Below are 18,737 nucleotides of genomic sequence, written 5' to 3' on the forward strand. Positions count from 1 at the left end.
GAGCACCTTGACCGCCATCGACCCCACCGCCCACCTGACCGCGGAGCAGATCAAGGAGCTTGGCCGTGAGCTGGACGCGATCCGCGACGAGGTGATCGCCAGCCGCGGCGAGAAAGACGCCGCCTACATCCGTAAGGTCATCTCGGCGCAGCGCAAGCTCGAGCTGGTCAGCAGAGGCGTGCTGCTGTTCTCGATCTTCCCGCCCGCGTGGCTGCTCGGCACCGCCGGGCTGTCCGTGGCGAAGATCATGGACAACATGGAGATCGGCCACAACGTCCTGCACGGCCAGTGGGACTGGATGCGAGACCCGAAGATCCACTCCACCACCTGGGAGTGGGATCACGTCTCGCCGTCCGAGCAGTGGAAGCACTCGCACAACGAGCTGCACCACACGTACACCAACGTGATCGGCAAGGACAACGACCTCGGCTACGGCATCATGCGCGTCGACGAGGACCAAAAGTGGCACCCGTTCCACCTCGGCCAGCCGCTGTGGAACTTCATCAACGCCTGCTTCTTCGAGTACGGCATCGCAGCGTACGACCTGGAGCTCGGCAAGAACCTGCACAAGCGCCGCCGCAAGAACCCGGAGTTCCGCGCGCGGGCCACGGCCGTGGGCCGCAAGATCCGTAAGCAGGTGCTCAAGGACTACGTGATCCACCCGCTGCTGTCAGGTCCGTCGTTCCTCACCACGCTTACCGCCACATTCACCGCGAACCTGGTCCGCAACATCTGGTCCCATTCGGTGATCATGTGCGGGCACTTCCCCGAGGGCGTACAGGTCTTCGAGCGCCGGTCGATCAAGGGCGAGACGCGCGGCCAGTGGTACCTGCGCCAGATGATGGGCTCGGCAAACATCAGCGGCAGCAAGGCCATGCACTTCATGACCGGCAACCTGTCGCACCAGATCGAGCACCACCTGTTCCCGGACCTGCCGAGCAACCGGTACGCCGAGGTCGCGGTGAAGGTGCGCGCGCTGTTCGAGAAGTACGAGCTGGAGTACGTCACCGGCCCGCTGCCCAAGCAGGTGTTCTCCGCGTGGCACAAGGTTGTCCGGCTCTCGCTGCCGAACAAGAAGCCCAAGGTCACGACGCCGGACTGCGAGCAGGAGCTCGTCGCGGCCTGAATTCCCGGTATTGGTTCAGATCTTCCGGACGTACCGGCGGCACCGCCGGGTTCGGTGAGATCCGTTGCGGACGGTGGGCGACCGCGACATCAGACCGTACGACACGGGATCCGGGCAGCCCGGTGTCCGGCTGCGCTGCCTGGACGTGCGCCAGGAGCTCAGCACCCAGCCCCCGGCGAGGTGTTGTAGTGCGCTGACCTGCCGTGGTCGGGCCCTGTCCGGTCTCCGGTGGAACTCAGGCCGGCCCGCTCCCGGCCCCGGCTCGTCACGGCCTTCGTCGTCCGTTTCCGCCTCGACCCTGCCGGATCCGGCAGCAGGGAACAGCCGTACTACTGTCAGGATGGCCAGGACTTCCCCTTCTTGTTGGACAGCCTGGCCCCCTACCTTCCCGCCCAGCCCTGCGTGTTCGAGGAACCTCAGACACGTTTCGCCGAGCTGCACAGACGCGCCTACGAAAAGCGTGTGCACCGGGCGCTGGTCTCCGGCGCGTCCGACTCCCTGACGCATCTGTATCTCCGCCAGGGTGAGCTCACAGCCCTCCTGCTGCTCGAGTACAGCCGAAAGCGCCAACCCAGTGCTCTCAACAGGCTGCTGGCCGCCGACCTCAGCGCCCGCGCAGGCCGACCCCCAGAAGCCGCAGAAACATACAAGAGGGCCCTCCAGGAAGCAGACCACCGCCGCCGACAAGAACCATGACCCCAGGCGGGGAGCGAAGAGGCAAACGCGGCGGTCGCTGCCGGCTCTCTACGCCGCCTCGACAGCCTTCTCCAGGTACTCCCTCACGGCCCTAGCCTTTGGGCAGCTCAGCCCACACGCGTGCGGCCATCTCATCGGCCTCGTCCTGTGGGGTCCCCGCCTGCACCAGGATGATCCCGCGGGAGTGGTCCGGGAATGTGATCTCCCGCATCTCCGTACCCAGCGGGCCCATCGGCTTATCCGACATGGCGGCCTCCCTTCGACGGCTGCCCCCAGACTAAAGGGACAACACGCACAAGACGAGGACCCTCCACCCGATGGACTACAACCCTGGTGTCAAAGACAGCCCGGCACTACTCTCAACAACCGGGGATGCTGAGCTGTACTGAGATTTGTGGAGTCCCCGATGCCAGGGTTGCGGTCCCTGCGAAGGAGATCCACCAGCACCATGGCAGCACCGTAAATACCCGGACGAGCTCCGCGAGCGCGCGGTCTGCGAGGTCCGCATCACCGGCCGCCCGATCGCCACGTCGCGAAGGACCTCGGCATCTATAAAGAGGCTCTGGCAGGTCGCGAACCACATGAGGACTGAACTGCCCTGGTTACGCTGGAGATGGCTCTGTGGAGACGCCGGATCAAGGCAGGCTCCGGCCTCATTCATCACAGCGACCGCGGGTCCCGATACGTGCCAATTCGGTAGGGTGCGGCTCGTTTCGAGGGAACTCGTGACCAGCCGGTCGTAGGTGCCTGGGCGCCTGGAGCACTCGATATTCCGGTGTGGGCGGTGTGACCTGGGGTTACTGTGCTGCCGTGATTCTGACTGACGCCGAAATTGCTGACTTGCTCAGACCCGCGGGGCTTCGACTCGTGGAACGGGTCCAGCAGGAGGTTCTGCTGCCCCCGCTGCCGCAGTACGTGTCGCCTGCGAGCGCCCGGCCTGAAGACGGGCGCTTCGACTCCGACCCGGATGAAGTCGCCGACCTGGATGCTCCGAACTTCGCGGACAAGGTCAACGCGAACTGGCACCGTATGGCCACGGAGTATGGGCTCCTCGACGACCAGCGGGAGTTCCTCCTGTCGCTGGGCCGCGCACGCCTCGGGGAAGACCCAGACGATGAGCCCTACGAGGTGTGAAGTTTCCCCGTGATCTCGGACACGTGATCGTTATGCCGCGAGCGTGTGCTGCTGACGTTGCCTGGTCTCGGCCGGGGTGAGGTAGCCGAACGTGCGGTGCTTGCGTAGGCGGCGGCGGTTGTAGAAGGTCTCGATGAAGGAGAAGACCTCGGCGCGGGCGGTGGCCCGGTCGGGCCAGGTGCGGGTGCCGATCTCTTCCTTGAGCAGGGCCCAGAAGCTCTCCGCGGCGGCGTTGTCGAAGCATGATCCGGTGCGTCCGCAGCTCTGCCGCAGCCCCAACCTCCCTATGCGCTCACGGAATTGGGTCGAGGTGTATTCGCTGCCGCGATCGCTGTGGACCACGCAGCCGGGCTCGAGTCCGCCTCGGCCGTGCGCCATGTCGAGAGCGTCGACCACCAGCTCGGCGCGGTGGTGGTCGGCCATGGCGTAGCCGACGACTTCGCGGGTGGCCAGGTCCAGCCAGCAGGCGAGGTAGAGCCAGCCCTCGGCGGTGGGCAGGTAAGTGATGTCGCCGACCAGCTTGGTCCCGGGGCGTTCGGCATGAAAGTCGCGGCCGATCAGGTCCGGGGCCGGCTTCGCTTTCGCGTCCGGCCGGGTCAGCGAACGCCGTCTGCGCCGGGTGACGCCGCGGATGTCGCGTTCACGCATCACGCGGGCGACGCGCTTGCGGTTCACCCGTCGGCCCAGGCGGCGCAGTTCGGCGTGGATGCGCGGGACGCCGTAGGTGTGCCGGGAAGCGATGTGCACCACGGTGATCTCGTGTGCGAGTGCGTCGTCGGCGGCCCGCTTGGCACGGCGGGCGGCCTCGCCCTCGCACCAGGCGTAGTAGGAGGACCGGGCGACCTTCAGCACCCGGCACAGCAGAATGATCGGATAGTTCGCCTTCTCCGTGTGGATAAACCGGTACAGCTCGCTCACCGGTCGTTCTCCTTCGCGAAGAAGGCCGTCGCTTTTTTCAGGATCTCGATCGTCTGCTGCTGTTCGCGGACCTCCTTGCGCAGCCGCTTGAGCTCCTCGCGCTCGGCGCTGGTCAGCTCACCGGACTTGCCCTCGCCCTGGTCTGCCTTCGCCCGGCGGTACCAGCCGCGCAGGGACTCGGAGCTGATGCCGAGTTCCCGAGCGACGGCAGTGACCGTCTTGCCCGAGGAATCAACGAGCGCGATCGCATCCCGCTTGAACTCCTCGGTGTAACGCTTCGTGTACTTACTTCCCACCTGGTGCTACTTCCTCTGGAACCTCAAGATCCCAGTCTCCAGGTGTCCACGATCGAGGGGAAGCTTCAGGTGTCAGGTCGAAGGTGGTGTTGGGGGGAAGCTGGTCCAGCAGTTCGGGCAGGCGCCTGAGTCTGCCGAGGTGGCGGCTCAAGGATTTGATCTGCTGGTAGGCGTTGATGGGCGTGGCGGTGGGGTGGTTGGAGAAGTTGCGCGGGTTGACCAGGATCACGGTGTCGGAGACCCGGTTGGGCGGGAGGCCGTCGCTGGCGAGGAGTTCACGCAGGGCCAGGACGTAGGCGGCGGCCTGGGTCAGTGCTGCTGCGACCTTGGTGCTGTCGGCCTGTCCGTGGATGACGGGGAAGGACTTGATCTCGACGATGTGGAAGTCGCCCCGGTGTTGGAAAGCGATGACGTCAGGCTCGAGGTAGGCCTGGTGGCCAGCGACGGTCAGGCGCAGTACGGGGTGGTCGAGCAGGGTGCGAGGGAGCGACTTGCGGTGTGCTGCGCTGAGGATGAGGGAGCGGGTGCGGGCGTGGCGTAGCTGCAGTGGGGACTTGTCGTCGCTGCTGCCGACGCTGTTGACGTCTTCGTAGGACACCTCGGGCAAGGTCAGGCCCAGGGTCTGGCGGAGGAGCGGCACGAGTGGTGCTCCGGCTTGGGCGGTGACCTTGTGTTCGAAGGAGAGGCCGTAGTCGAGGGCGAGTTGGGATTTTCTCAGCGGCCGTGGCAGGTCCAGGTGGGCGGCGAGGGCGTCTTTGTCGATGCCGGCCGCGTCCATCAGGGACCGGCGGTCGCAGCCTGGGTTGGCGGTCAGTGCCGCCAGGGTTCGTGCGCTGTGCGGGATCGGCGGGGCGGTTCCGCGTAAAACGCCCAGTCGTGCGTCGAGCGAGCTCACTGTTTTCCTCGGAGGGACAGGGCACACAGCCGTGCGGGTTGCAGGGGTGGGTTTACGAACTGCGGCGCAGACGGGAAGCGTTGCGCAGGGTGTTGCCAAAGATCTGCTCCACGTCGCCAAGCTGCTGGCGGGCGCGCCGGGCCGCTTCGCTGCGGGTGTCGGCGTCGTCGTCGGCGTGGATCGCCAGTTCGGCTGCGGCGGCCCGACGCAACGCGTCCAGGTCGAGCGGGCCCCGGGTGGTGTAGCCGTGGATGTTGCGGCTGTAGTGCTGGAGGAGTTGCTGGACGGGCTGCAGCGGCTCGGTGTCCTCGGCGAGGCGTTCGGCGGCGTCTGTGAGCCGCAGGGCCGAGGTGAGGAAGTGGACGCGTTGGGTGAGCGGTCCCACCAGGCGCTGTTCCAGCGGCCAGGTGCTCAGGGCGAGCAAGGCGCGGGCCGGTGAGAGCAGATCGGAGGTCAGGGCGGGGCAGATGTAGTAGGCGCGGGCGTAGGGGGCGGACCGGAAGGAGCGCTCCTCGTCGCGGCGCAGGGTGGTCAGGCGTGCGGTGTTCAGCGGGCTGGAGAAGAACGCCTGATGGATCTGGCTGAGCAGTTTGGGCGCGGCAGGGACGGTGAGGAGGGCCAGTACCTGGTGGACCTGGTCGCGCACGGGCAGGCCGCCCCGGTCGTGCTCGAAGGGTGCTTGCGGCGCGGGCTCCGGCTGGGCCGTGTCCGGGTCGTCACCTAGACCGCACAGCACGTCCCAGGCGCGTTGCGCGCGCTTCAACTCCTCGCCCAGGGCGCTCGCTTGGGCGGTGTCGTGTTGCGTGAGCGCATGCCGGATCGCCTGCTGCAGCTGATGCATGCGTTCCTCGAGAGCGACGAGATGCTCGTGCATACCCGCATGCTAACAGCTGCTCGGGTCTACCAGTTTTTCTCCTGTGTTTTCGTGTACAGTCCCGGGCTCGTAAGGCACCACCGGTGCCCTCCCACGCCTCGCTTCCGGAAGGGCGCATGAAGGCATGAGCAGACTGCTGCACACCTCCGACTGGCATTTGGGCCACACCCTGTACGGGCATTCACGCGAGCAGGACTTCGACGCGGTCTTAGCCGAGATCGTGGCAATCGCCCAGGAATGCCGGCCGGATCTGATCGTCCACAGTGGCGATCTGTTCCACTCCTCCCGGCCCACCGCCCGGGACCTGATGCGCGCCATGCGCACCCTGGACACCCTTGCCGCTGTCGCGCCCACCGTGGTGCTGGCCGGCAACCACGACTCCCCCGCGTACTTCGATCTCCTCGACTATGTGAGCGGCCCCTCCCGGGGCCGGGGCCTGTTCTTCGTCGGTCGGCTCCGCCCGGCGCGCGACGGGGGCGTCCTCACGTTCGACGCCTGCGGTGGTGAGCAGCGCATCCGTCTGGCTGTCCTGCCCTTCGTTCATCCGAACCGGTTCTGGCAGAGCTCCGCGTCGGACATGTCGTACGCCGATTACGCCGAGGCGATGCGCGAGCAGCAGGCGGAGCTGATGGAAGCCCTGCACGAGGGATACGACCCCGGCCGGGACGTCCTGCTGTTCACGGCCCACGTGTATGTCACGGGCGCCAGGCGCTCCACGAGCGAACGAGCCGTGGACGAGTCATTTGAAACCGCCCCCGAGGATCTTCCGGTCGTCTCGTACGCGGCCCTCGGGCACATTCATCGCCCGCAACCGGTACGGGGCGCCAAGTTCGCAGTCCGCTACGCGGGCAGTCCGCTTCCCATGGATTTCGGTGAAGCCGGCGAATCGAAAAGCGTCGTGATCGTCGACACCGACCCCGGACGGCCGGTCCGGGCTCTGCCCCGCCGGCTCTCCAGCGGCCGGCAACTGGCCCACTTCACCGGGACGCTGGAGGAGCTCCGGGCCACGGCCGCCCAGTACGACGGGACCTTCCTAAAACCAGTGATCACCGGCGAGGAACCTGACGCGCTCCTCAGCCACAAGATCGCCGAGATTGTCCCCGACGCGATCCTCATCAACGTGGCGTCCGCTCGGGAGGCAGTCACCGGCGCCGTCCTGGACGGCGATCCCGCCGACGAGCCGGATCTGCCCGCTGCCTTCCGGGCCTACCTGACTCGCGAAGGGCTGAGCGGCACTGTCGCGGAGTCGACCATCACCGCGTTCACCCACCTGCTCAGCGAGCTCGACGACGAGACGCCTCCGCCGACCCCCGCCGAAGAGCTGCTCCGCGCCGCGCTGGAAGACACCTGCACGGAGGCATCGTGAAGCTCTCGCGGCTCATCCTCACGGGAGTGCGCAGCTACCCCGGCACCTGCACCATCGACTTCACCGGCAAGCGTCTGCTCGCGATCCTGGGCCGCACCGGCGCGGGCAAGACCAGCCTTCTCGAGGCGCTTATCTTCGCCTTGTACGGGGGTCCTCATGGGCGAAGAGCGGCTATGAGCTCATCAGCGCGGGATGCCCCAGCATGCACGTGACGCTCGAATTCTGGGCAAACGGCCGCCAGTGGCGTGTGCGCCGCGCCCTGTACGCCAACCGCACAACCAAGCCCAAGGCCTTGCTCGAGCCCATGGATGAAAGCAGCGCCGACCTGCGGGCCGACAACATGACCGAGGTGACGCGGGCGGTCACCCAGATCATCGGGCTGGACTGCGACGGTTTCGTCAGTACGGTCTGCTGCGCCAGGGGAAGTTCGACGCTCTCCTCAAGGCCACCAAGGCCGATCGTGCCGACATCCTGCGGCATGTCTTCGGCATCACTGAACTGGAACGCGTACGCAAGCGCGCCGGTGCTCGGCTGGAGAGCCTGAGCGCGGGGATCATCGAAGCCAGGAAGGCCCGAGCGGATCTCCTGCGAGATCCCGGGGCCGCCGCTGCCCAGGCGGTGCTGGACGTGGAACGCACCCGCGGCGTCGCGGCTCACCGCCGCGAGCGGCTGACTGCTCTGCGCGCGGCGCAAAGCCGGGCCGTCGGGCACAAGCACCGCAAGGTCAGCGTGGACAAGGCGGCACGCCTACTGCGTGAGCGCAGCCTCCCGGATGCGAGTGTCACCATGGCCGCGCTGGCACGCAGGAAGAGCGAACTCGATGCCGAAGCAGCAGCCCAAGCGGCGGCCGGACAAAACCTCGGCCTGAAGCTGGATACAGCGCAGGCCGCCTTGGACGCGGCTACGCAGGTCGGCGACACGGTCCGGTCCCTGTCCGGCGTCCTGGCCGTCCTGTCCCGCTTGCCGGCCCGCGCGGCTGACCTGGACGCCACGGTGCGGCGGCTGGAGCAGGAGCAGCGCCAGCACGGCGAGCTTGAGCAGGAGCTCGCAAAGGCACAAAAGGAGCTGGACGACCGCGAGCAGCACATCGCGGCCCTTGTCGGGGCGGCCGCGCATGCCGAGCACGCCGTGGCCGAGGCGCGCACGAACACCGATCAGGCCCAAGAAGCCGTCCGGGCGGCGCTGCAGGAAGCCGCCACCGCAGCCGTGCATCTGCAGTCGGAGCGTACGACGCTGAAAACGGTCGACGAACAGCGCGGCCTCAGTGCCAGCCTGGATGATGAACTGACTGAATTACGAAGCGCCCAGGAAACCGCCCAGGAAGCCGTTGCCGCACTGCAGCGCGGTGACGCGGCCCATGCGGCAGGTTCCGCTCTGGCCCCTGGGGATGTCTGCCCGGTCTGCACCCGGCCCGTCCCCCACGACTTCGCTCCCCCGTCGCCTTCTGACGGTAAGGAACTTGCCCGGACCAAACGTGCGGTCATCAAGCACACGAAGGCAGTCGAGAAGGCCGTAGCGGCCAAAGCGGCGGCAGCCGCGCAGCTGAGCACAAACGAACGGACAGCCGAGAGGCACCGACGCGCGCACGGGGCCGCTCGTGAGCGTATGGACGCGGCTTTGCTCCAGGTGCAGAAGCTGGTGGACACGATGAGGGCGGCTGCTTCTCCCGCTACGGCCACCGTCCTGGACACGCTGCGCCGGCAGACGACCGCACAGGCATTCGTCCTCGTCGAGGGCGAACCACAAGGCCGGGCCCAGATCACCCGCGCGGTCAAGGCGCTCATTCAGCCGCTGCGGGGCGTGGAGGGGGAAGCCCTCACGGCCCACACCAGCGCCCAGGCGGGACTGGCCGCGGCGCGAGCCGAGAACGAGGCAGCCCTGACCGAGCTCAAACGCCAGCGCGGCCGCGTGCAGCGTGAGGGCAAACGGCTGGACAAGGCCCGGCTGCAGTACCATACCGACCTGCAGACGCTGCTGACGGAGGTCTCTGGGCTACCGGCCTCAGTCCGCCCCGGCCAGCCCTCGCCCCACGAGCTTCCCTCGCCGCAGGACATCACCGCCTCGCAGGATGCGGCCGGCCGGCGCCTGGCACAGCTCGAGGAAACGACGCAGGCCCGCGACGATATCCGCGAGGCCCTCACAGCGCACGCCGAGGAACGGCAGGCCCTGGATGCACGTCGGCGCCGTACGGTCGAAGCCCCCTCCCGGAAACTCAGCCATCAACTTGAGCGCTGGGCCGACGCGACTGCCGATGCCGCAAGCCTCCTTGGCAACCAGGCGTCCACTGAGCTTCCACCCGCCCCGGACGGAACCGACCTGACCGCCGTCAATGCCTACTGTCTGGCCCTGGCCTCACTGCATCAGCGGCTGACCGGCGCGCTGGAACAGGCCGGGCAACAAGCCGCAGACGGGATCCGCTCATTCGAGGAGGAACTCACTCGCCAATCCGGCGCCACCGCCGACGCAACCGACCCAGACCCTGGCTTCCTGGTGCCGGCAAAGAGCGACCTGCTCGCCCCAGCCGTCCTCGACTCGCTCAGCCGGAAAACCAGCAAAGCGGAAGCCGCACACGACAGGGCCAAGACCGACCTGGGCACCGCGCAGGCCCAGATCCCCTACGCCGACCGGCTGGACGCCGCCCTGCAGGCCGCGGACCAGCAGGCCGCGGTGTGGCGGCGGGTGAGCGAACAGCTCACCGACGGGAAGTTCCTCGGATATCTCACCGAGCAGCGCACCCATTCGCTGCTCCTCCACGGGAGCAGGATCCTCCAGCAGATGTCCGCAGGAAGCTACGCGTTCACCGAGGACTTCGGCATCGTGGATCTCGCCACGAATCTCGCGCGCCGCCCGGAAACCCTGTCCGGCGGTGAGACGTTCCAAGCCTCGCTCGCGCTGGCACTCGCGCTCGTCGAACTCCACAGCCGCAGCCGCGGCAAGCTGGAATGCCTGTTCCTGGACGAAGGTTTCGGCTCGCTGGACTCCGACCGCCTCAACGAGACCCTTGAAGTCCTGAACAGCAGCGTGACCCGGGACAAGATGGTCGCCGTCATCAGCCATCTGTATCCGGTGGCCGAGGCGGTCGATGACGTCCTGTTCGTCGACAAGACCGCCCAGGGCTCCACAGCCACCTGGCTCACACCTGAGAAGAAGGCCGACCTCATCCACGACGGGATCCGGCACCTGCTGGAACACACCTGAGCAATACCGGGCCGACCGACAGCATCACCGAGGTGCCCGCCCTGTCGAACGGGAAGTCCCTGCGTACGTCGACGGTCCCTTGAGGTGACCGTTCAACCGATCACGCAGAGGCCGCCTCTGGACGCCTGCGATCGGTGTTGGAGAGCCGTCCCTGGCCTCCACGGCCGGCCATAACCAACCCGGTCGATGCTGGCCGGGGTCGGCCCCGGCCAGCGGATGGCGCGTCCCCCGGTGACCCGGCACAAGGCCGCTCCTCCCCAAGGAGCAGCCGGATAGCCGGGGCATCGCGGAGCGCCTGTGTCGGGGAAGTCCGTGCTGCGTGTGCGCCTGGCCGGCGCGTATGCCCTGGCCCCGCGCGGGCCCGAGGACTCTGCTGCGCAGGCGGCGGCCCTTCTCGTGACGGCGCTGTCCCCGGCGGCGGCCGGGAAGCGCCCGTGCCGGGCATCGGCTACGCCACTGGGGGTGCCAGGCGCTGGTGGCCATTACCAAGACTGATTCGTTCGCGATGTAAGGAGCAGATGGTATGAGCGACTCCTCTGCCCGTGCGCACGGCGCCGGTAACCCGGTGTTCAGCGTCAGCTCGGGGCGGTCGGCCGCGTTACCGCAGCTGATGACGCTGGACCAGAACGGCGAGCTGACCACCGCACACGTGCGGCTGGTCGCCACGGCTGTGGGCCGGTCGGAGCGCGCGGTGTGGCGGTGGGTCGCCAAGGCGCGCGCCACCGGACAGACCGACGCGGCCCTTCGAACACGGTTCACCGTTACGCCTGAGATTCGGGAGCTGCTGGTGTTGTGGGGAGGCAACGCCTCCGCCGTACACCGCGAGCTGCAGCAGCGAGCCCTGGCCGACCCTGCTCTGCCTTCGGTTCCGTCGCTGGCTACGATCCACCGCGCGCTGCGCCGGGACCTGACTCCCGGAGACCGGGCCGGGCTCGCCAACGGGGAAGCCGCCCGGCGGGCCTACGACGTGTTCGGAAAGCGCCCCGCAGAACATCGCAACGCCGCCTGGGAAGGCGACCACAAGTGCGTGCCCGTGCGGGTGTGGGTCGAGGACGACCTCGTACAGCCCTGGGTGACCTGGTTCATCGACTGCGCCAAAAAGATGATCATGGGCGTGGCCGTGACACCCCACGCACCCAGCACGGACGCGGTCCTGGCAGCCCTGCGGATGGCCCTGGACCGCACCGAGGCCTTCGGCCCGGCCGGCGGGCTGCCCGGCCTGGTCCGCGTGGACCGCGGCAAGGAGTTCTTGTCTACCACCGTGGCCTCGGCCCTGGGAGCCTTCGCCGTGCCAGTCGTCGATCTCCCCGCCTACAGCCCGCATCTGAAAGGAACCATCGAGGCGCTCAACGGCGCGGTCGAGGAGATGCTGTTCGTCTCCATGCCGCGCTACATCCACCGGCAGAGGCTCACCGGCGGCCGCACCGCGGATCCGGACGAGCCAGCGCTTACCTTCGAGGCTTTCGTGGAACTGCTGCTGAAGTGGGTGCACTGGTGGAACACCGAGCACCGGCCCAGGGCTCTGGGCGGCCGCACCCCGATGGAGGCATGGCGGTCCGACCCCACTCCCCTGCGCGATGTCCCTGCCGGGCAGCTGGCCCATTTCGGGCTTCAGGACGACGGACGCACGCGCACCATCACCACGCAGGGAGTGCGGTGGCGCAACCGCCACTACATCGCACCCTGGATGGTCGGCCAGGGTGGCGTGCGCGTCGCGGTGCGCCATCTTCCCCACCACGATCAGGCCGTCGAGGTCTTCGACCTTCAGGGCACGCACCTGGGCTCGGCGGTCCTGGCCGAGGCGGCCAGCGAGGAGCAAATCCGTGAGGTACGCAAAGCCCGCACCGCCAAGGCACGGCGGCTGCGCGCGGACATGAAGGCCGCCGCACGGCTGCGCCGCGAGCGTTTCGAGGCTGTCACCACGCCCACTCCGCCCCAGCGTCTGGGCGCGCTGACCGTGGGGGAAGCCGAAGCAGAACTCTCCGATGCGGCTGCCACAGGCCTTCGGCAGGCCAATCCCGGCTACATCCCGCACCAGCCCGTCCCGGACGGCTGGGCACGCCCCATCCCACCTGCGGTGGACGGGCCGGAAGACGACACCCCAAAGGAGAACGCGTGAGCGGCGACATGGACTACGGCATTCTGCCAGCAGAGGACGAGGACCACATCCACCGACTCGATGCGCACCTGGTGGCCACCGACACGCTCATGACGACACTGGACGACGTCCAGGCGACGATCGACGAGAAGGCCATGATGGTCGCCTACGGGGCGGCCGGATACGGCAAGACGATGTCGGTGAACTCGGCGCTGCGCAAGCTCGCGCCCGACATCACCTACCGCCTGGAGCTGCGCTCCGGCCCGACGCCCCGCGACATCCGCCACGGGCTGTTCAATGCTCTGGGGCTGCCCGGGGAACCGCCGACCCGGCCGATCGAATTCGACACGCTCCTGAAGGAGACGCTGTCACAGACGTTCCGCGTCCTGGTCTGTGACGAGGCCCAGTGGATGGGCCGCAGTTCGTTCGAGTACTGGCGCCATCTGTGGGACGACCGCAACACCGACATCGCGGTGATCTTCGCCGGCGGCGACAACTGCTACAGGGTCCTCAAGCGTGAACCGATGCTGGCGTCACGGATTTTCATCTGGCAAAACTTCCAGCGCATGCCCGAGGCCGAGGTCGTCGCCACACTGCCGGCGTTCCACTCCCTGTGGGCCGGCGTTGACCCGCAGATGATCCGCGGCATCGACCGGGCCGCGGCACACGGCAACTTCCGCAACTGGGCCACCATCACCAAGCACCTCCTCAACGGCATGAAGAAGAAGGGACTGACCGAGGTCAGCCAAAACCTCGTGAACTGGGTGTACAGCAAGCTGGGCGGCATGTAGCAACGGCCGCAGTGCGCGGCGGCCCGGCGAGTGCGAGCCGCCGCCGCATAACCTTGCGCGCCGAAGAGAGCAGCCTGGCGTCTTCGCGTCCGGCGCAGGCTGTCTGCGCACAGCCGGAACGGGGGTGATGGCACTGACATACAGCGACGTGACGATCGTGGTGGACGAGCAGGACGACCTGTTCTACACACGGGCGGCGCTGCAGGCACACCGCCCCGAGGAAGGCCGCATCACCGTGCAGCCGACACCCGCCAACGGCAGCCCGGCCGCGCTGGCGCACGACATGCTGTATGCACTGGGCAAACGCTTGGCCCCCGGGCCCCGCTCCCCTGACGTGTGGCTGGACTCGGCGAATGCGGCGTGGCTCGCCGCTGCTGCCTGGGCCATCGCGACCGGAGTGCGGCACGTCGTGGTCCCTCGCGCCCATCTGCTGACCACCCGACGAATCGAGCAACTGCTCGCCTGGCGCGAGAGGACAGGAGCCCAGCTGACACTGCTCTGGCAGAAAACCCCGTACGGACTGCCGCCGGCGCTGGCCCGCGTGGAGCGCCGCATCAGCAGCCGGGACCAGTTCCAGGCGCTCCTCGCCGAGCCCGGACCGGCACCCGCGCGGCCGTTCTTCCCACCTGCTCCGCCACCGACGACCCCGGAGCCAGCGGCTGTGCCGCTGGCTCCGGCACAGTCACACGCCCGACAGCCGCGGGATATCAGGTCGGCGCCGATGAGGCCGGCACGGTGGGCTCATCCTTGTCCTGGCGCGCAGGCAACAGCACAGCTGATCCACGCCGCCCGTGCGATCGAGATCGCCTCCGCGGAGGCTGCGGCCCTCGCCGCTCTCGCGCACCCCCTCATCGCCGGAGCCCTGAGCGTGCTGGCCTTCACCCAGGCCAGCCCAGGCAGCCTGCGCTACACACGCGACCTCGACATCACAGGCGACGTCTCCGCCATCAAAATCCACGGGCTCGGACATCAGCGCTGCCCGTTGCACGCCGTCCCGGCCTGGGCCCGCCCGATGCTGGCCGCCGCCCGCGCTCTCCACCGCCTGACGACCCACCCGCCCGGAGACAACATGTTCGCCCCCTTGATGCTCGCCGAGGCTCGACATTTACGCGCACACACGCGACGTCTGCCCCGGCACGGCCTGTCCCTGCCGACCGGCATCCTTGTCCCTTGAACCGCGCCTACCGACCACCGCCTGGCGCGCCAGGGAAGCGGCAGTACTCTCGCACGCGAGGGATGCCGAATGCTTGGCCGCTCTGAGGCCCGACCTCTGTAGCGCAGGAAGCGTGCAGCCTGTAAGTGCACCGTTCGTGGCTATGCAGAGTCCGTTGGCGACGGACGGCTGTACATCTCGATCAGGAAGTCCGACGGTCCGTCCGGGCGCCAGTATCCGTTCTTGGTGTGGTATCCGGGGGCCGTAGATCAGGTGCAGTGTGTTCTCGGCCCGGGTGAGGGCAACGTAAAACGTGCGCCGTTGCTCCCCGAGTTCCTTCGCGGTGGGTTGGCGCCACTTCCCGCGGTCTGGAACGTTGCGAGTGATGATGGCGTTGAGCAGCCCGGGGAGGATCACAGTGTCGAACTCCCGGCCCTTCGCAGAGTGGTAGGTAGTGAGAAGGATCTTTCCCATCACGCAATCCTGACCGGCCACCCCGACAAGCCCAACCGCGTCACGCTGCACAACGTCAATCCGCTTGCACCGCGCAGGGCGCAGACCCCATCCTGACCAGTTCGCCAGAGGCATGCCCAGGAGAGGCAGGAAAGGTCGCATATGGATATCAAGCCGTTGGAGGAGCTGCAGGCGGCCGACGAACGCTCTCTGCACTTCACACCTCTCGGTTTGGGCCGAATGCAGCCGGAGGACGCCGCCGACTTCCAACAGCGTGTGATCGCGGGGCTCAGGCTGGCCGACAATGTCGCTGAACCGACCCGGCACAAGTTCGAGCAGCTTCGCGCCGCCCACAGCCACGGTGTGCTCTGCTACGAACTGTTCACGCTGGTGGCGGACGTGGCTCGGCTGACGCTGGAGCAAGCGTTGCGGGACCGGTTCGTCGCCCACCATGGAGATGTTGTCGAGGTCAGGGATCGCAAGCAGCACGAGCACCAGATCACGATGACCAGCTACAGCGACTTCTTCGAGCAGTACAAGAAGGTGCGCGGCGTGGAGATCCGCATGGGCGCTTCCCGGGTGTGGGGGCCGTTCAATGCCATGCTCGATGGGTTGCTGACCTGGGCTCGCCGCGAGGGCATGTTGCGCGGGCAGCGCAACCGGTCTCTGGAGCCGGTTCTGCGGAGGCTACGGAACATGGTCGCGCACGGCACCTACCACCTGACCTCTCCGGTGGAAGCGGCCAGGGAGCTTTCCGACCTTGCGGAGATCATCAATCACCTGTGGGGACACACGACTCCGGGGGGCCGCCTGTACCCGGAACCGCTCAGCCGTAACATCATCGCCATCGGCTGGAGCAACAACGACGAGTACACCACGGCCGGCTATGCGAGCCAGCTGACCCAAGACGACGAGGACGTGAAGTTCACCTACATCCTGGTCCGTGCCGTGTTCTGCCCGGGCGGAGTCACTGACCCCAACCTGATGGAGTTCGATGCCCGAAGCGCCACCACTGTCTTCCCCGCCCAATACCTGTGGGGTCCCGGACCGAGCAATGAAGCCATCGCCTGGCTGAACGACCACCAGCCTGAGCCCGATCTGTGCGACTACCTCGATCAGGTGGTCCTCGTACGCGTCCACGATGGCCGCGTCCATCTACCGATGTACCCGGGCGTGGCAGCCGGACTCCCAAGAGCGGAGCAGGACGGCTCCTGGTACGCGTTCCGTGTCGACCGCGGGCTCGACGGGCTCGCCCACGCCCGTGCAATCGCCGATGCCGGAAAAGAGCATTCCCGTGATGGCGAGTGCAGTGCGTGCCCAGTCGAAACGCTCGCCAGCGGAGACCTCACAACAGTCCTGCAGGCAGCGCACCAGGCCGGCGCAGACACTACGCCATCGCACGTGCCGGACGTCCGCACGCCCATCGCCGACTGGCTTACCCGTCCGACACTCTGAGGAGCCGATCGGGTGCCGAATCGCATGCGCTGTTGGTGACGGACGCTACGCCGCATCGGCATCTTTGAAGAAGAAGACTGTCGGCCCGAAGCTGACGTCAAGCCTGGCTGCAGCAGCGGAAGCGACGGTTGGTTCGGGTCGTCCACCGTCCTACGCGTCCGCGTCCGAACCCTTCGCGAGCTGGGCCAGTACAGAAGCCGCGTAGCCGAGCCAGGTGTGCCGGGGCAGACGTGCGCGTGCACCGAGTACGATCTCCTGATCAACGGCCCACTCGCGTACGGTGCCCTCGGGGATGAGGTTGTCTTCGCCGAGGAGATACGCCATGTCAACAGCGTGGAGCTGGTAGGAGGCTAGGACTCGAGCGTCCAACGCCCCATTTGCCCTGACCTCAATTCCCGCCTTTCGTGCCCATTGGCGAGCCGCCTGGGTCAGCTCGCGATCCACCCGGCCTCGCGGGACGGCACGGGACGCATCTTGTCGGCATCCGCAGCTCTTGGTGTTCCCGCGAGTGACGTCGGCCTGCCGAAGTCCGGTGATGACCGTCTTGCACCTGCACTGGTAGTCCCGTAGCGATCCAGCTCGCTTCTTCGGGTTGGGGTACGGAGGGCCTATCGGTGTCAGCCAGCTGACCGGGTGCGGTTCGGTAGCCTTTAGCTGCTTTGGTTCAACGGGTGCCTTGTCAGCCTTGGGAAGCCGACGGGGCTGGTAGGGCATGCCCAGCAAAGCCTTCTCCACATCGGCTGATGCTGCTTCGGTGCCACGATCTAGGTAGGCGGCGAGGCCGGGCAGTGGGTGCAGGTCGAGTTGTTGAACGCGCAGCAGGACCGCGGCGGCTACCTTCCATGCGTTCCAGCCCGAGCCGACAACGACATCGTGCGGTCCGAGCGGGTAAAGGTCTTCGCGGACCCGGACCACCGTCTGACCGGCGGCGGCCAGACGCTCGGTTTTCTGGCGGTCATCGGCTGCGCGGTCGCGCCAGGATTCGGGGCCGTGGGCCTTCCAGCCGTCGAACTCCACAACGAGCCGCAGTGCCTCTTCCCACATGTCAACCCGCACGTGGCGGTACCGCTTGCCGGGGATTGGGGCGAGAGGAATCGGTGCCTCGAGCTCCAGCCCAGGTAGGTGGATACGCAGCTCGTGGAAGAGCGCCAGCGCCTTGGCAGAGACGTTGTTGCTGCACTTCAGGCAGCCGGACCGGAGCGCCTTCGCGGTGCGGCGGTTGGGCGGTGCCGACCAGTCCTCATGCTTCCCTTGTGAGGACGTACAGCTCCACGTCACCTCGATCTTGGACCCGACCGGGGTGTTGTGCGCGTTCCGGCCCGCCGGGCCGCTCACCCATTGCTCCGCGATCTCCGGGTACCACGCAGCCAGGCTGTTGGAGGCGTCGGCTTGGTCGGAATTGCAGACCGGGCAGCCGTTGATCCCAGCCGTTTTCCCGTTCTTGATCCGCAGGCTGGTGCGGCTCTTGGGTGGCTGCTCCCAGATATGGGTCGCCCAGTACCACTCTCCGGTTCCAGGCCGAACGGCAGGAACCTGATGCCACCAGGTCACCGGCTTGTTGCTGCCGTAGCTGATCTCCTCTGGCGTGCCAGAGTCGGAGTGGAGCTCAGCGGCCAGTGCGGGAATGGCCGCCACGGATCGCTCAAGGGCGGGTCGCTCTCCTGGCCGCGGGGCCGCGCCGAAGCACTTCGGGCACATGCTGGGCCGGTCGGTACGGCTGCGGTCCTTCGGCGGAGCCATCCACGAGCCGTGTCCCGGTTCCACAGTGCAGCGCCACCTTCTGTCGGTCGTGTCCCGCACGCCCACGCGCGCGGCATCCGCCGTGTCCGCCCACTGGAGCTCCAGCACCTCAACGTCAGCTACCGACAGCTCGCGCGGATCAGCCGCAGCCTGCATAGCACTGAGGATGTTGTTCCGAAGCTCCCGGCTGGCAGCGATTTGCTTCTCGATATTCGCGCGTACCTGCTCCAGAGAAGCGGCGACCTGAGCACGCCACTGCTGCGTTAGCTCCTGCCAGAACTTCTTCTGCCGCTCGTACTGATCTGCCCGGCATAGACCGACGAGTGCTTCCGGAAGAACAAGCGCCCCCGTGCATGGCGGCTCAACTGGAGAAGTAGCCCTGTTCGTCTCCGGAAGGACAGTGGTCATGCAGTGATGATGGCCTACAGCACTGACAACGCCCCCTCCTTGGCTGACCTCGTTCGACCGGCATCTGGGCACGAGCGTGAGCATGCTGTGCGTCGGCATACGCAGGAGCCACGCCCGCTGGGGTCAGGGCATGCAG

17 protein-coding genes are annotated in these 18,737 nt (G+C 67.3%); 10 read left to right on the forward strand and 7 right to left on the reverse strand.

Annotation, left to right across the window (positions count from 1 at the left end):
- Positions 1–7 precede the first annotated feature (7 nt).
- Positions 8–1,126 (forward strand): fatty acid desaturase family protein, encoded by a 1,119-nt coding sequence (locus tag AC1VWI_RS00125; protein WP_400809115.1) that lies wholly within the window; start codon positions 8–10, stop codon positions 1,124–1,126.
- A 787-nt stretch (positions 1,127–1,913) separates the two neighbouring features.
- Here AC1VWI_RS00125 and AC1VWI_RS00130 read toward each other — a convergent pair.
- Positions 1,914–2,069, reverse strand: a complete 156-nt coding sequence (locus tag AC1VWI_RS00130) for a hypothetical protein (protein ID WP_018560463.1) — start codon at positions 2,067–2,069, stop codon at positions 1,914–1,916.
- A gap of 563 nt (positions 2,070–2,632) precedes the next feature.
- On the opposite strand from AC1VWI_RS00130, the gene AC1VWI_RS00135 reads away from it, so the two are divergent.
- Positions 2,633–2,956 (forward strand): hypothetical protein, encoded by a 324-nt coding sequence (locus tag AC1VWI_RS00135; protein WP_499508793.1) that lies wholly within the window; start codon positions 2,633–2,635, stop codon positions 2,954–2,956.
- A 30-nt stretch (positions 2,957–2,986) separates the two neighbouring features.
- Here the strand turns inward: AC1VWI_RS00135 and AC1VWI_RS00140 are convergent, their stop codons facing one another.
- The 4 genes from AC1VWI_RS00140 to AC1VWI_RS00155 are packed head-to-tail and all read right to left on the reverse strand — an operon-like array spanning position 2,987 to position 5,939.
- A complete protein-coding gene (locus AC1VWI_RS00140; RefSeq protein ID WP_499508794.1) occupies positions 2,987–3,874 on the reverse strand; it encodes an IS3 family transposase in 888 nt (295 codons plus the stop codon).
- Positions 3,871–4,170, reverse strand: coding sequence for a transposase (locus AC1VWI_RS00145; protein WP_499508795.1), 300 nt, complete (start codon positions 4,168–4,170; stop codon positions 3,871–3,873). Before AC1VWI_RS00145 ends, AC1VWI_RS00140 begins: the two co-directional genes overlap by 4 nt.
- Complete coding sequence (locus tag AC1VWI_RS00150) at positions 4,160–5,065, reverse strand: hypothetical protein (protein ID WP_499508796.1); 906 nt, start codon at positions 5,063–5,065, stop codon at positions 4,160–4,162. The genes AC1VWI_RS00145 and AC1VWI_RS00150 overlap by 11 nt, the downstream gene beginning before the upstream one ends.
- Positions 5,066–5,117: 52 nt before the next feature.
- Positions 5,118–5,939: a hypothetical protein gene (locus tag AC1VWI_RS00155; RefSeq protein WP_499508797.1), complete on the reverse strand. Its 822-nt coding sequence runs from the start codon at positions 5,937–5,939 to the stop codon at positions 5,118–5,120.
- A 124-nt stretch (positions 5,940–6,063) separates the two neighbouring features.
- Here AC1VWI_RS00155 and AC1VWI_RS00160 point away from each other — a divergent pair, with 124 nt between their 5' ends.
- The 7 genes from AC1VWI_RS00160 (at position 6,064) to AC1VWI_RS00190 (ending at position 14,566) form a co-directional block, all read left to right on the forward strand.
- Positions 6,064–7,305, forward strand: a complete 1,242-nt coding sequence (locus AC1VWI_RS00160; RefSeq protein WP_499508798.1) for a metallophosphoesterase family protein — start codon at positions 6,064–6,066, stop codon at positions 7,303–7,305.
- A complete protein-coding gene (locus AC1VWI_RS00165) occupies positions 7,302–7,517 on the forward strand; it encodes an AAA family ATPase (protein WP_499508799.1) in 216 nt (71 codons plus the stop codon). The genes AC1VWI_RS00160 and AC1VWI_RS00165 overlap by 4 nt, the downstream gene beginning before the upstream one ends.
- Complete coding sequence (locus AC1VWI_RS00170) at positions 7,508–7,849, forward strand: hypothetical protein (RefSeq protein ID WP_499508800.1); 342 nt, start codon at positions 7,508–7,510, stop codon at positions 7,847–7,849. Before AC1VWI_RS00165 ends, AC1VWI_RS00170 begins: the two co-directional genes overlap by 10 nt.
- Positions 7,850–7,932: 83 nt before the next feature.
- Positions 7,933–10,503, forward strand: coding sequence for an SbcC/MukB-like Walker B domain-containing protein (locus tag AC1VWI_RS00175; RefSeq protein WP_499508801.1), 2,571 nt, complete (start codon positions 7,933–7,935; stop codon positions 10,501–10,503).
- Positions 10,504–11,113: 610 nt separating this feature from the next.
- Positions 11,114–12,622 carry a transposase gene (locus AC1VWI_RS00180; protein ID WP_499516684.1) on the forward strand — a complete coding sequence of 503 codons (1,509 nt, stop codon included), beginning with the start codon at positions 11,114–11,116 and terminating at the stop codon, positions 12,620–12,622.
- The gene (locus tag AC1VWI_RS00185) at positions 12,619–13,392 is read left to right on the forward strand and encodes an AAA family ATPase (protein ID WP_499508802.1); all 774 of its coding nucleotides are present in this window, start codon (positions 12,619–12,621) and stop codon (positions 13,390–13,392) included. The genes AC1VWI_RS00180 and AC1VWI_RS00185 overlap by 4 nt, the downstream gene beginning before the upstream one ends.
- 148 nt (positions 13,393–13,540) lie before the next feature.
- Positions 13,541–14,566 carry a hypothetical protein gene (locus AC1VWI_RS00190; protein ID WP_499508803.1) on the forward strand — a complete coding sequence of 342 codons (1,026 nt, stop codon included), beginning with the start codon at positions 13,541–13,543 and terminating at the stop codon, positions 14,564–14,566.
- Here the strand turns inward: AC1VWI_RS00190 and AC1VWI_RS00195 are convergent.
- The gene (locus AC1VWI_RS00195; RefSeq protein WP_499508804.1) at positions 14,498–15,160 is read right to left on the reverse strand and encodes a 3'-5' exonuclease; all 663 of its coding nucleotides are present in this window, start codon (positions 15,158–15,160) and stop codon (positions 14,498–14,500) included. The two genes, AC1VWI_RS00190 and AC1VWI_RS00195, sit on opposite strands and share 69 nt — an antisense overlap.
- Here AC1VWI_RS00195 and AC1VWI_RS00200 point away from each other — a divergent pair, their 5' ends adjacent.
- Positions 15,161–16,453, forward strand: a complete 1,293-nt coding sequence (locus tag AC1VWI_RS00200) for a hypothetical protein (RefSeq protein WP_499508805.1) — start codon at positions 15,161–15,163, stop codon at positions 16,451–16,453.
- Between the two features lie 150 nt (positions 16,454–16,603).
- On the opposite strand, the gene AC1VWI_RS00205 is transcribed toward AC1VWI_RS00200, so the two are convergent.
- On the reverse strand, positions 16,604–18,601 hold the full coding sequence (locus AC1VWI_RS00205; protein ID WP_499508806.1) for a putative endonuclease domain-containing protein: 1,998 nt from the start codon (positions 18,599–18,601) through the stop codon (positions 16,604–16,606).
- Between the last annotated feature and the right edge of the window lie 136 nt (positions 18,602–18,737).

It is taken from the genome of Streptomyces sp. TOM-9 (assembly GCF_056858595.1).